Annotated in this window: 5 protein-coding genes; all 5 read right to left on the reverse strand. The window is 49.2% G+C overall.

The features are described 5' to 3' along the window. Positions 1-22 precede the first annotated feature (22 nt). Positions 23-406: a DUF2750 domain-containing protein gene (locus tag D4L85_RS28660; protein WP_119757524.1), complete on the reverse strand. Its 384-nt coding sequence runs from the start codon at positions 404-406 to the stop codon at positions 23-25. Next, on the reverse strand, positions 393-7394 hold the full coding sequence (locus tag D4L85_RS28665; protein ID WP_119757525.1) for a hypothetical protein: 7002 nt from the start codon (positions 7392-7394) through the stop codon (positions 393-395). Before D4L85_RS28665 ends, D4L85_RS28660 begins: the two co-directional genes overlap by 14 nt. A gap of 11 nt (positions 7395-7405) precedes the next feature. Continuing rightward, on the reverse strand, positions 7406-9037 hold the full coding sequence (locus D4L85_RS28670) for a DUF6443 domain-containing protein (protein ID WP_160144066.1): 1632 nt from the start codon (positions 9035-9037) through the stop codon (positions 7406-7408). Positions 9038-9047: 10 nt separating this feature from the next. Then, positions 9048-12683: a hypothetical protein gene (locus D4L85_RS28675; RefSeq protein ID WP_119757527.1), complete on the reverse strand. Its 3636-nt coding sequence runs from the start codon at positions 12681-12683 to the stop codon at positions 9048-9050. A 1114-nt stretch (positions 12684-13797) separates the two neighbouring features. After that, positions 13798-15060 (reverse strand): cation:dicarboxylate symporter family transporter, encoded by a 1263-nt coding sequence (locus D4L85_RS28680; RefSeq protein WP_119757528.1) that lies wholly within the window; start codon positions 15058-15060, stop codon positions 13798-13800. Positions 15061-15062: the final 2 nt, after the last annotated feature.

Consider the following 15062-nt stretch of genomic DNA (forward strand, 5'->3'; position numbering starts at 1 on the left):
CTTCCGTAGGATTTTCATTTTCTTATTCGTATTGTTCTAATTCCTTATCAAGAGCACCTCGCAATTCCTGTGCTGGTATAACGACGCCCTTTTCAGCTGGTGTGTAAAAAATTGCTGCTTTTATGCCGTCCCTAGTCATCCCATTTAGCCATTTCTCAATGAAATCTTCCAGGGAAATCTTTTTCGGTTGATAGTCTTTCCAAGCGTCGGTCGCGCAGAGTTCTGCAAACTCAATTTCGGGCCAAAATGCCAACATCTTTTCTTCGTCATTCGCTAATGTTGCCCAACCGTCGCTATAAAGCCCCCAAACTTGCTCAAAATCAGCTACCTTTCTGATAAAGTAAGAATAGCGTTCGGAAGCAGAGAGATTGATTACATTTTGGACTTTTTTGTTAATATCCTTCATACTTATGCTCTAGTTTATGCAAGTCCGAATCTTGTAGCTTCGCGTTTTTATAGCTATGTCCATCCTTTGCTCTTTGCTTCCTAGGATGTGCCAGTACTTTTCCTGGCCCAGTCGAATTCCGGGAGTTACCAGGTAATCTAATCGTAGCCCTGTTGCCATTCTGAATATGTCTTACTTCATTTTTTATCCATCCTCTATCAGCGCTTCCCACTTTAGGGTCATTTGCCAACTCCTTTAATCTAGCCTGTTTACCACTTCTTCCCACATTCTTTTCTGGCGCTGGTCTCCCCATTGGAATTCCTTCCAAGTTTACCGCTGCTTTAAACAAATTATGGACTGCTTCGCCTGGGGTCTCGGAGTCATGTGCGTCCATGATATTATAAGCAGAATTCAATCCCGGAACCTGACTTACAACTTCCTCTACCTCCCCTTTCATTTTCGCCGTTTCTTCCTTGAGTATCGGAGCTTTTTCCATTGCCGCACCAAAGTTCGCTGCACTTTGAGCTGATCCATCATTCCCATCACCAAATAGGAAACTTACAATAGTTTCAAATAGCTCGGCACCTTGTGTAAACAAGCTCCCAGCGCTGGGGCCCTCAGGCACAGGCTCAGCTTGTTTGAACGGCAAATCCGCTGTCTCCAGTCCCTCTAACTCAATATTCGTCGTGACTTTATTCTCGCTGAATGCATATGGACTGTTGTATACATACTTGTGCGATAACGGGTCAACGTTAAAGAACCTGCCAATATCAGGTTGGTGATTTCTCCATTTGAACGAGTCCCAATTCAAACCAAGCTCGTCAATATGCTCCTGGCCTTGGAATTTCTTGCGATTCAAGACCGAGTTTTCACGTCTGTAAGAGTTGTAGGTTAAACCGAACGGATAGTAATCATCCTGCTGCACCACCGGAGACTTAACATGCTCCACCTTAAAATCGTCAAAGAACACCTCTACTTCCGTAGGATTTTCATTACTCAGATAAATATACAAATATCCCGGTTGTTTCACCGGGTAGCTCAGGGAAAGCTTTTGGTGACAGCCGTTTTGGCCGTGCTCTATGGCATCGGTGGTGATTTGTGAATAGCCCAGATCCGTCGAACTCGCTTGCATATCCCTATCCAGGAACACAAAGTTCAGATAGGCTTTCGGTGCTGTATTGCCTGGGTCATTCGTAAGGTGTGGAATCGGATTGACGAGCATGGGCAGATCCCCCAGGCTTCCTGGCGCGCCACCATCAATAAACGTTCCGGTCGAGATAGAGGCGGCGGAACCCAGGGTGGTGATGAAGTTCACAATAGGCGCGCCGGGGGTCTCTTGGGAAAGATCGACATATTTTGCCCAAACCTCCATGTTCACCGTGTCGCCGGGCATGACGCTTATCGACTGGGCCAGACCAAACTTGGCGGCGGTGTTACCACCGGTTAACCGCGTGGCATAACCGTCCACCGTTCCAAAGCCTGTACATACTCCCTCGGGGACACCGCTATTGTTGTTAGTGTGATCGAACCAATAGTGTCTCACTTTTACGGCTTCGTCGTAGTAGAGGAATTTGGCGCGGTCTTCGTCTTCGTGATCGGGTTCGAGGGTTGCGATAGAAGACTCCGTTTCGCGTTTCGTGGTGAAGGTTAGACGTACGTTGCCCAGGTGGTCCTTCAGGTGATATTGATATTCATTTGTTTCCGTTTTCGCCTTGGCGGGGATGATGCGTCCTTCGGCGTGGTTGATGAATTTCAATGTGTCGTTCTCCAGGAAAAGACTGCCCACATAGTCGCTGCGCTTGGTCATGGCGTTGTTGGCATCGAACACCTGTTGAGCCAGTTTGCGGCCAGTGGCATCGTAGATGTATTTGACATATTCTCCGGAGGTCTTATTTACGCGTGCCGGTAAGTTCAGGTGGTTGTAGGTGATGCTTTGAACGTCTTTGTTCAGGTCGCTTACCATGTTGCCGTTAGGGTCGTAGCTATAGTCCAGGGTGGTGTTGGTGCCATCTTTAAAACCTTTGGCTCTAATAGAGTCATAGGCGTTGGGCGCATCCGTTACGGCCAGCAGCTTGTTGGAGCGTTGCAGGTCCGTGCCATAGCTGTAGGTGAGCGCATCGATGCTCGCACCGTCTTTGCCGGTGCGCTGCAGGTTGAGGATGTTGCCGTTCAGGTCATAACCGCTCTTGCCGCCTGTGCCCATAATGGACTCTTTGTAGGCATTCGTAGTAGCCCAATCGATGGTTTGCCCGCTTCCAGTTGCCTCGAGATGATCCGCTGACGTGAGCCTGTTCATAGGGTCGTAACTGTAGCGATAGGCGCGTTGCGTTGGATTGTTGATGCCCCCCAGCGCCAGATTGCTGCTCCAGCGGATGGCGGAGATATTTCCATTGTAAGCCACTTGGGTGTTATCGGTTATGCCGTCCAAGGGCTTTTCATAACTCAATTCCATACCAAAAAGATCTTGAGGCCCGGCAGCGTTGTCGAGTGTTGTCAGGTCGCTGTTGTTGATCCGGGTGAGCCAGCCGCGGATGTTGTAGCGGTAGTCTACTTCTTGTTTGAAACGGCGGGTATTGTCGTTGGTTTCTTCCGGATCCGTGTTGTAGAGTTTTTTGGTGATCAGTTGACCCAATTCATTGTAGTCATTTAAAGTGAGGAGCACCTCAGGGTCGTCGTTGGTCTTTTGCCATTCTTTCTGGAGACGTCCTGCATGATCATATTCGAAGCGCGAGCTGAGTTCTGTCTTTTGTTCCGTCAGGGGTACGGGGAAGGAAACGCTCACTTCGCCAATCGTGGCAGACTTAGAGAGGAGCACCACCTGGGCGCGATACGCTTTGGTCGGGACAACGGTCGAGCGCTTGCTAAAACCGCCGGTCTTCGTGTAGGTCATCACCAGTTGCCCGTTTTCGATGGTGCTTTCAATTTTGAAAACATCGTTTACTGCGTAGGTACCCGAGGCGATGGTTTGCGTTCCTTCGACTACGTCAAAGAGCCCCCCAGCCTTCAAATAGATGCCATAATCCAACTGGGTAGGCACGGCAATGGGAGTGGAAGAAGCGAGACCCGCTGCCCGGGCCGTCGTGGTCTCCAAGGCCTTGAATTGTACCCAGCCCGGGCCGGACAAGACATTCAACGTGCCGGCGGAGGCATTCCATGCCGCACTGGTAGAAGTTTTTGTAACGGTGTTGCCGGTGGTGGAAACCAAATTTGTATACCCCCATTGCAGTGTGTTCGCCATCGACTTATCGGCACCAAACGAGGCTCGGGCGTTTTTAATCGAGCCCGAGGTCAAGGAGACATCCACAATGAGCGGCGTAGCCGATGTGGCCGGGAAGGAATGGCGGACATCTCCGTTCACCTTCACATAAACCTTGGTCGCTATGCGCTCTACGCGAATCACGTCTCCTTTTTTAATGTCGCCCAGAAAACCGGTTTGCGTGCCGATGGCGTAAGCATAGAGCTTGGATAACGATGTAGTATAAGCACAAAACAGTATTTTATTATACCCGGCATCCGTATCCGTGTCAGTCAAACCCAACATGGCAACCGATGTGCCATCATAGACACTTTCAACCCAGCCGTCTTGCGTTGCGGCAAGCACCTGGCTCGACGATGCTCCAGAGGCAAAGGCTTGCGTGCCGTTGTAGTTTAGCGTATTGGTTTCGTTGTCCAATGTAGTGTTGGCAAACCGGGCCCACACAACATCGAAGCTCTGGTGAATGGTGCTCTGGGATTTGTCCACTTTGCCCACGAAATCATACAGCGACGTACTGCGTAAAATCTTTCCCTGATGATCTTCTTCCACGTGCTGAATGACCCGGAATTTATCATCGTAGTAATTGACCGCTCGCATCCAGGTGTAAGCATCGTTCAGACTTCGTACGCGCGTGCCGGTCACCTGTCCTTTAACTCGGTCAAAGGCCATCGGATTCTGTCCATCCGAATGATCGGACACAAAATCAAATCGGGGATCATTGTACAATGCCTTAAATTGATAGTCATCGTAATAGGTTACCGTGAGGGGTGTAACCGAGGTAGTCGGAAAAATGACGTTGGTGTAGCCAAAGTTTGTGCTGGTTCCATCGTAGGTTTCGTAGTAATTGGCAACCGCTGCAAAGTTGGTATTTACTACCTGTTGCATTTCAGCCTGCGTCACCTCATTACCCGGGTGTTTATAGAGACCCGTCATCACTGGACGGTTCAATACATCGTATTTCGTGTAAACCCATTCGTTGGTAGATTGCTGATTGCCATCTTTTGTAAGCACCAGGCGGTCGCGACCATCGTATACCATATAAGTCCAGTCTGCTCCAGGTGCCTTCTTGGCGATCATCCGTTGCCGCTCGTCATAGCGATACTCAAAAGCCCAGTTGTTACGGATTTTCTGATCAATCGATACCGCCGCAGCCGTGTTGGTGAAGGAGCCGATCACTGCCGGGACCAAACCGCTAGCTGAGTACACTGAAACATCGGCATACAAGGCCTTTGAAGTGGTTATGGTCGTTGTCTTCACCTGTACGCCATTGATGAAGTATTTAATTGCTAATCCTTCGCGTTTTATGGTGAATACATCACCCGCCAACGCATATACGCCCAGTGGTGTCTGGCTACTCTTCTCATAAATAGTAACCAGGCCAGTTCCATAACCAAAATTAAAACCGTACTCGGTGTCGGCGCCCGAGCTGGTCGTGTTCACGCTCGACAATCCCAGCAAGTAGCTGCAGGTCAGCGGTTGGTACACAAATTCCAGCACCGCGTCTTGATTGGCTGCCGCACCGTTGCGCGAGAAGGCTCCGGCGTTCGATGCATTGGTTGTGCCGGTCTTGCGCAGGGTATAATTGCTTTCCCGCGCCATGGTTGAAAGATTCGACCACTCGGCGGCATCACCCAACGTATAGGTATGTGTAGTGGTTCTTCCGACTGCGTCGGTCACCGTAGCGGCAACCGAGCTCCTCGATTTTCCACTCAGTGCAATACCCGTTTCACTCGTTGACCAGTTTACGGTGTAAGGTGGGGTCCCTCCATCTATGTTCAGAGAGATTCCCCCTGAATTTCCACCTGTACCAATGGGGGTCATCACCGGAATGACATTCAACCGTGTGTCAAAGGAACTATACACTACCGGGATTGCTCCCTGGTTCACTGAAATATCGACGACAAACGGGAAGCCCCCCATCGATGACATGGTATAGGTCAATATGCCGTTTTGATAGAAAAGTATATTGGTGCCGTCGCGCTTGATCTTATAGACATCGCCCTTGCGACACAGGCCCACATTTGCTTTTACCAGGTCTTTTTGATAGACGTACATCGTGCCGCCATTTGTCGATATGAATCCAGCTTGAATGCCGCTGTAGGATTGATCCAGATCTACCTGCGAGAGTCCGATATCATAAATGCTCAGGTCTGTCGCCGGAAGCTCAAACTCGATCCACCCATTGTCTGCCGGCAGCAGTGTGTTTATACTTGACGCCCCGGCATCCCAGGCTGCGGAACCAAACTTCAGGAAAGAATTGTCGGACTGAAGTCTTAGGCGGCTGTTGATGTTGGTCCAATCTACGGAATAACCCAATGAGATCTGTTTCGATGTCGTTCTTCCTTCTGCATCCGTGACGGTGACCCCATACTCCCCGGTGGGTTTATTTTTTATGTTGCTATCCGTTGATCCGGTATTCCAGCTATACGTATAAGGAGCTGTTCCGCCGGCTGGGGTTATCTCAATGTCCCCTCCTGTTGCTAGACTTTTAACCGGCTTTACAGACTTTGCCAGCTTAATTCTTGGTTCGAAAGAAGCGAACACCTTGGGGACTGCAGTGCCAGGGCTATACACCGAAACGTCGACCATAAAACTGGGGTCCGTTGTTGCGTAGTTAACCGAACGAAGCAAATACCCGTTGTGAAAATAGTTGATCGTAGTGCCCGTTTTTACGATCCGGAATATATCGCCCACTGCAGCGCGTCCAAACGTCCCCTGCGATGCTCCCGATTCATAAATATAAATGTCGTTGTTGGTGTAAATAAACAGACTATGTTCGATGCTCGTGTAGTTGCCATCCAAGTCGCGGCGCGACAGGCCGATCTGGTAGTAGGCAGCATTTGTCCACGTAAATTCTATCCAGCCATCGGTGTTGGCCGGCAAAATGTTTGACGAAACAGCACCAACATCCCACGCATTTGTAGCAGCAGTTTTGGTCAGGCTATTGTCAGACCCTACAGACAAACCATTGGTCGCGTCGATCCACGAAGACCTATAGCCAATGAAAATGCTCTTGCTTGCCGTACGCCCTTGTGCATCGGTAACCGTTATCTTATAGGTGCCCATGGGCTTTCCACTGATCGTATTTGTTGTCTCACCACTGTCCCACGAATACGTATACGGCGCAGTGCCCTGGCTAACGGATACTGAAATGGCCCCATTTACGCCCCCGTAAACCACAGGTGTTACCGAAGAGGAGATATTCAGAGCAGCATCAAAACTTGCCTGCAAAACGGGCATGGTTAAACTGTATACCGAAACGTCGACAAAAAATGTACTATTGTACGTGTTCGGCATCACGGTGCCCGTGCCTAGCTCTGTAAGATTTCGAAAATAGTGAATCGTATTCGAGGTCCTCACGACCTTGAAGACATCGCCGGCCGCAGCCGTCCCATAGCTGCCTTTTGAGGTGCCTGACTCATATACTGTGATCACGCCATTATTCAATGCAATGCCATACTCAACGGATGTGTAGTTGGCATCTTTGTCGTACCGAGAAAGCCCCACCATATAGGCACCTGTGGAAGTAGCATAGGTAAATTGCACTTGACCGTCGATGCCAGCAAGTAAAAGGTTTGTGGAGTTTGCACCGCTGGTCCAACCATTGGTGCCTGTCTTCGTAAGGCTTTTGTCAGCGTTTACTGTCGCTCCTACCACATTGATCCATTGGATCGGATATAGCGTTTGCGCGCAGAGCGTTTCCGGCAGTGCGATGGATAGGCAAGTCAGGAAAATATAGAAAGTTCTTTTCATCGCTGTAACGGTTAATAGTATTGTTTTAAGATCTCAACAATCGCTTCCGGGGGAAGCACCAAGATCAGTTTATCCTTATTGTCGTAGATGTAGTAGGTGCTGGCGTACAGCTTGGTAGTACCACTGGTGCCGTATTGAACCCGTTTGCAAATCATGCGGCCTTTCTTATCCGTGAACGTGACGATCTCGTTCTCATTTTCGTCGTAGGTCACATCGCCGACAAGCTCATTAGGATCGTAAAAATTTATAGAGGCGCTAGTGCCAACACTGAGACTGTTGGATGCCACATCGTAGGTGAAGAATAACACCTCATCGGCCTTATTAGTCGGGTAGCGTTTTTTTATAGTTTTATCGGTGAGACTATTGATGTCGTTGTTGGGTTGCCATGTAACTCCCGGGGCACCTTGCTTCCATACGCGGTTCAAAGGACTCGGTTCAAAAATGGTTTTGGCAAATGGGGCAACGTCGGTCGCAATGGATGAGCCCGGTTGATTGTAGAACGTATATTGATTTGACGTTACATAGTTTCCGTTGCTTCCGAGGGGGTTCTCCCTGAACCAGCCCGTGCCGCTACCATCGGCATAGGGTAAGTATTTTACAGCCTGTCTACCAAACTCGTCGTATTCGATAGGTTGAATGATATCGGCATGCGATGGCGATGCCTGCCAGGAAACCTCCTGGGTGCTCCATCCCAACCCATTGAAATAACTCGTCTGTCGTTGAACATCTTCTGCCGGCAATGTATTTATGTCGCCTTCAACGGTCACATTTTTCCGCAGCACCGTTGTAGAGACTATATAATTAAGATTCTGACAGGTAATGGTCTTGTCCACGTTAACGGTGACGACTCTCGAGGTGGTGCTCCATCCGCAGGTGGGGCTGTAGGCGCGCAAGTAGTATTGCCCGGACTGTGGAGCCTCAACATCCAAGGTGGAGCTCATGGCCATGCTGGTCCCCTGGTCGGTCTGTTGCCAATACCATTGCACATTGGCCGGAGGAAGTCCACTGTGAATAATTTTGTTCCCACAAGTGTTGAGGGAAATTTGTGGCTGCACAGGCACATTAGGGGGAGAGATTTGAACCGTGACAACAGCATTTTTTGAAAGGGAACAATTTCCGTTCGTGGTGGTTGCCGTGTAGGTGGTGGTTGCTGTGGGGTTAACGGTCTGGCTTGCCCCCGACAATCCGTCGACGCCGCTACCACTCCACGTAATGGTTGTTCCTCCACTGGAGGCCGTCAGCACCACTTGTTGTCCCGGGCAGACCAGCGTGGGAGACGCTGACAGACTAAGTGCGATAGGTGTGGCTGTAACGGAAAGGCTACCATCAAAGGTATAGGGTTCCCACACGCACGGATCGGGGGATTGGCACACGCGGACCAGGGTTTCCAAATGACCCGTTAGCGTTCCGCTGGTGGCGTTCCAAATAACAGAAACGTCATCGTCATTGGAGGAGACGATGGTTCCGCCCTGGATGGACCACACCACATCCCCGCTTTCGGATGCGTGATATTGATACGTTTGCCCTATGCATGTTGCCGTCCCTGCGGTGGTTCGCGTGATGGTCATCGGATCGGCCCACCCGGTCAATGTCCCGAATAGGATGCCGAAGCCAATCGTTGTTATAGAAAGAATGTGTCGCATACGCTACTCTTTAGAATTGACAGGGAGGATTTGAAGACTGTTTTAGAACGGGCGAGCTGGTGCCATCCGAGAAGGAATATTGATATTCTGTGATGCACTTGCCATTCAACTCATAAACATCCAGGAAAATATAACTTCCTGTTTCACACTGACCGTTGATCCATTTCTTATTTGAACCCAGACACGGTTGGCATTGACCTGTATCCCGGCCATTGTCCACCCAGCGCAACTGACTATAGGTGGCACTCAGCGGGTTGGTGTCGGTCTGTTCTTTTTCCTGGTCTCCCGTTGGACCGCTTGAGCCGAATACGCATCTTTTGTTACCCGTATCCACCCACTGCTCCAACGTTGACTGTCCCGCCGAAGCCGACGTGAAATAGTTGTAGTGATAATTCTTCGTGATGTTGCGGTCGTTATCTCTCATGTTCGAAAGACGCAGAAAGTCATCGAAATCAAAATATTGAACCACGTTTGCCACATTTGTCTGTGACGTCTGACCGGTCATTTCATCGTAAGTAAATGTGGTCATGGCAGCATCCTTGGGGTAGAAGCGAACGTCGTCCACCTGGCCGGTAATGTTCAGGGTGTATGAATTATTCGTAACGTCGACGGTCGACGCTTGCAGGGTCCATACCCCATTGTCCTTTTTCCAATAGGTTAACCGATAGGTGCCGTTGGTAAGATTGGAGAGACTGGCGGTGTAGTTGGTTTTACTCTTGTGCCCGGTCTTACTATCGCCATCGGCGCTGTCGCCATCGCCATCCTCAAAACCGTTGTACAGGAAATCGGTATATTTTGTATTTATCGCCTGGGCGACGGGCATATTCCTGGAATCCCATTGATAACTCTTCGTGGCATCCGGTGTGGTGACCTGACGCAGTCTTCCTCCGAAATACGTCAGGTTGGCCTTCAAAACAAAGCTGCTATCGCTTAGCAGGTAAGAATATTTGCCACCGGCTGCGCCTTCCTTGTTTAGCGCGGACTTGGGTTTTGGCGACTCCAGGAGCCAGATGTTGATGGGATGAAAAAGTGTGTTATGAAATTGCGTTGCCTTTGCGTGGACTAAATAATTATCCACCCATGTTTGCTCCTCCACTACGGGATTGAGCACGTGATTAGAGATCAGGGCCTGATGACCCGCTAGTTGCGTGTCGGTTGTGTATTCGTAATCGGTCGGATATTTCAAGTAAGTTCTTGTCGATGCGCCGTCACTGCCCGTGCTTTCGGTAGACGTTAACTGCACGTGGTGGTCGGGGCGATCATAGTTGTATTCGGTTACTTTTTCGAGAATGTTCGCGCCGTCATACGTTTTGACAGTCTGCCGGCTTAGATAGGACCACTCTTGTTGATTATAATAATCGGCAATCTTAAATGCATTCGCGGTGAGTTCGGTGTCCAGCACTCCGGGAACAATGGTATACTGTCCAACTTTCCAATTCACCGCGAGCGCCCGGTGCTCGTTGCGATTGGAATATTCATTTTGTGTAACCTGAAGGGTATCTCCCTGGGCGTTCAATACCACCTGTTCCTTTAATTTCCCTCTGCGATTATCCCGGCTGTCGGCCGGAGCAAACGGAAAATGCTGCCCGCCTGCATCGGGTTCTTCATCGGCCGCCACGTACTTGAAAATATTTGAACCGGTTGATCCGGCTTCGTCTTCGGTGACCACGACTTCCTTATATCCGACATGCGAACCTTCACCCAGTGAATTTCTGACAGACGAAAAAGCCTGATCAAAAATGCAAAGTGTACTGACCACGACATTGCGCACTAGTAGGGCTTTTGTCTGCTGGTTCTGGTAATAGTAGAGCGGCTCTTTTACTAAAATCCCGCTTGAAATCAACTGATCATCGTTGTTCTTGTATTTATAACTAAACAGAACCTTCTTGAGTATTTTTCCATCGATGTCGTAGTTCGTGATTTTGTGTATTCTGGCCCCTCCAACATAGATGGGCTCGGAATCTAGTGTTACATTCCTCGTTTTATAAATATCGAAGGTCACACGGGCGGCGATACGTTTGCTCGTCGTAGTGCGTTCGACGGAAGTGCTCAGCGTATAGGTATGAGCGGGGTCTAAAATTATGTAGTCCTCGTTTGGATCCGACCCCGTATCGTTCTCAATGTGGGAAGAGACAAGCGACCTGTCCCCGTCCGATCCATGGCTCCAAACACTAGCCGTGCCATTGCCCGATGGGTCGGACGAATTTACATTGGTCACTATGTGAGCCGTATAGATGCCATCCACGGTAAGGGTTATTTCCCTCGAGCAATCAAGATCGTCCTCGTGCCCGGGCTCGGGGCACCCTAAAGGATGGGGCTCCGGATAATATTCCGTGGCTTGGCGCATTCCAACCCTGGCTATTTCGTGGGCCTCATAGTCGAATGTTGTCTTTCCCCCGGTCGGATAGGTGATGGACGTTAACATGTTGGCCAGCGTGTTAACGGGATCGGTATCCCTGTTCCCACCCTTATCAAAATACAAGTATGAGCCATCCAACTTTTTTATAATTCGGGGAATAAGGCTTTCTTTATTGTTGTTGTTATAATACCCCCAATGATCCTGCTTATAAGACGCCTGGGAGGGCAACTGAACGGTTTCGTTATACCCCAATTCGTAAGGTGGCAAAGGGTTATTGTTCTTGGAATATTCAATGACCCGCTGCAGTTTCAGACGTTTGTTGTTGCTGGATTGGAAATTACCATATTGAAGACCGAAATATTTCAGGGTATCTCCCTTGCTGTTTTTGATGTAGATGCGATCAAGGCTATGCGCACCGAGCAAGTCCAGACGCTCGGTGATGGAGGGTACGAATTCGACGCTTCCGTGTGAGAAAGATATTTTCGACAATAGCTTTTGGAAATTGTTTGTTATGGTGCCATTCGGACTTGGAGTGTAGGTAGGATTCTCCAGGCAATACCTGGCCAAGGGGTTCTCAACTTGAATTACCGGGATCGTTAGTGTTTCGGAGGGCAAGGACTCGGTTGAAATATTTTCTTCATTGTCATAATAGAACCTGACAACATCCTGTTGGTCCGCCGAAACGATCTTTAACAGATGCCACGCCGATGTAAAGCCTTGTGATGTAGGTCCGCCGTCTTGCCACGAGGCCGTAACGTCCGTTTCCCCATTCAACAAGTCTTCGCCTGACGACTCCGAAGCCGTCATTTTACCCAAGTAATATTGAGTCCCATCCGGCCCCACCACTCTCCAATAATTATGTCCAGTTGTAAAAGGGGATTCTATCAGAATATCCTGATAGTCCACCAAATAAATTTGTTTGTTGTAATCGAAGAAGAATTTGGTGGATAACCCGGGAAGGTTCAAAAAATAGACATCGGACTCGGTATCTGTTTTGCCCTTGGAAGCATCGGACAAAAATTGACCAGAATAACGATTGTCGGGATCAGCAATTTTTGAGCCTACAACAAAAAAACCATACAAGGGATCTTCATCTCTGATGCCTCTCATAACCCGGCTGATCATCCCGCCCGCCTGGAGACTCCACCCCGTTCCCGTCCAGGATGCCTGGTCAGAAACCTTTATACCTGAAGCATGATAAGACAACGAGATGGGTATTTGTATGGAACCTTCCGCGATGTTATAGATAGGAATGCTTATGTTGGGTGTTCCCGTATAGTAACTCACGGGTATATCTCCATATCGCGCTAAGGCAGCAGCATTTGGAGCCGGACCGACAACGGGAGGAGTTAATTTATCATTGAGACCTTCCTCTTGTCCATAAACAAAGCAGGATGTCAGCGAGCAAAGAAAAATTGCCCTGAGACAGTTCGAATAGAATGACATAACCATTTTTTTACAGAATATTTCTTATCCACTAACAAGCCATAAAAGACAAGCGAATTCGGAACAGCTGCTGACTTATGAGATAACACAAAGGCCTATTCACATTTTGGTAGTGGCAAAATGTAATGGCAATGCATTCCTGCGCGCGGGCAAAAACCTGCAGTCAGCAACCTATCGCAATGTCTAGGGGCAAAATCTCAACAGTGTAGGTTTCATCCAGATTACTCACAACTTCACAATCCCACCAATAATGCAGGATCACAATAAGAGTAACGTTGGTCAGGCTCCTTTATTTACCTCAACCGTTGTGGGACAAAACTAAGGAATTCCCGGAATTTTCGTTAAACGGTCGAAAAAAAATATTTAGTTGCGTTATACGCCGTTAAAAGGCTGCAATAAAAAAATTATTGCAAGATTGAATACGGTTCTGGCAGCCTTTCCAAGGCCAGAATTAAGCAAGGTCGCGACATTAAAAGGATTCGAACAGGTATACCGCGTTGTAACGTACCGGGCAAACGCCAAAAAGAAGAAGGTCCCCGGGGGACCTTCTTTATATCTGCCATCGCGAGATCGCTCCGCGGCGTAGATGAACTTAGCTTCGCTTCAGATTTTTACAATCGCGGAATTGTAGATCGACTTGCCTTTTTATTACTGTTTTTGCTTTGGGGGTCTTTTATTTGCTGTAGGATTGTAATATGGATGATCATAATCTCTTGGCTCTTTAACGTCGCGAGGTAGCATTTTTCTAAGGGCAGCCTTTCCTGTCGTGGGTGAAAGTTAAACCCAGGTCTAAATTCGTTCACACAGAGGATGAGTAAATCGATGGCATCTCTTAAAATCGTCAATGGTGCTCGGCCAGGGATTGCAGTGAAAAGCCCGAAGTGCGCTGGCCTTGAGCGTGGACGGACTTGTAACGGCAAGCCCGGCCCCGAGGCCTCCGAGGGGGGCCGCCAAATTACTTACGCTCTTCTGATATTGTCGGAGTGGCCTCTAAACTAGCAGGCGCCTTCTGAAAAGCCTCCAACATCTTCTCACGATCAAACGCCTTCTCATTATTCGAAAGCCACACCGTAGCTACCCCATTCCCAATCATATTCGTAATCGCCCGCGCCTCCGACATAAACCGGTCCACCCCAATCAGCAAAGCAAGCCCCTCGATCGGAATAGACTTCACCGCCTGCAACGTTGTGGCCAACACAATGAACCCGCTCCCCGTCACGCCTGCCGCTCCCTTCGATGTCACCAACAAAATACCAATCAACGTAAGGATCTTATCCATGCTCAGGTGCACGTTGTAAGCCTGCGCGAGAAAGATACACGCCATCGACAAGTAGATCGTAGTGCCATCCAGATTAAATGAATAGCCCGCAGGAACGGTAAGCCCCACGATGGGTTTAGCACATCCCATGCGTTCCAGCTTCTCCATAAGCGAAGGCAACGCCGCCTCACTCGATGAAGTGCCGAGGACAATGAGCAGTTCTTCTTTAATGTATTTTAAAAAGTCAAGGATACGAATGCGATACATCCAAAGAATAGCACCCAACACAATGAACACAAAGATGGCCATCGTTGTGTAGACCGCAGCCATGAGTTTAGCAAGCGACACCAACGCCGAAGGACCAAACTTGCCAACCGTATAAGCCATGCCACCAAAAGCGCCGATGGGCGCGGCATACATGACGATGTGCAAAGCCTTGAATACATATTTAGAAATAAATGCGAGCGGCTTAACAACACGATGTTGTTTATCAAACAAGCTGACAAGCGAACCCACCACGATCGAAACCACCAACACCTGCAACGTCAGGTTATCCTGGAAAAAGTGCAGCCAACTGAATTGCTGGGCGCCGGTGACGTATTTGCCGATTTCGGCGCCGCTGGCCCGCGACGTGTCTACGCCGGAACCGGGTTGGATGACATAGGCTACGGCTACGCCGATGAGGAGGGCAAAGCTGGTGACGACCTCGAAATAGATAAGGGCTTTGCCGCCCGTCTTCCCTACTTTTTTGAGGTCGCCCATGGCGGCGATGCCCAGGGTGATGGTGAGGAAGATGATGGGGTTGATGAAGAGCTTGACGACGCTGATGAAGCCTTTGCCGAGGAATTCCATTTGCACGGCCCGTTCGGGGTCGGCCACGCCGATGACAATGCCGGCGGCGATGGAGAGCAATACCCAGAAGGTGAGGCTTTTCAGGATCGTTTTGGCGGTGGTGCTCACGG

The sequence above is a fragment of the Chryseolinea soli genome, assembly GCF_003589925.1.
In the GTDB taxonomy this organism is placed as follows: Bacteria; Bacteroidota; Bacteroidia; order Cytophagales; family Cyclobacteriaceae; genus Chryseolinea; species Chryseolinea soli.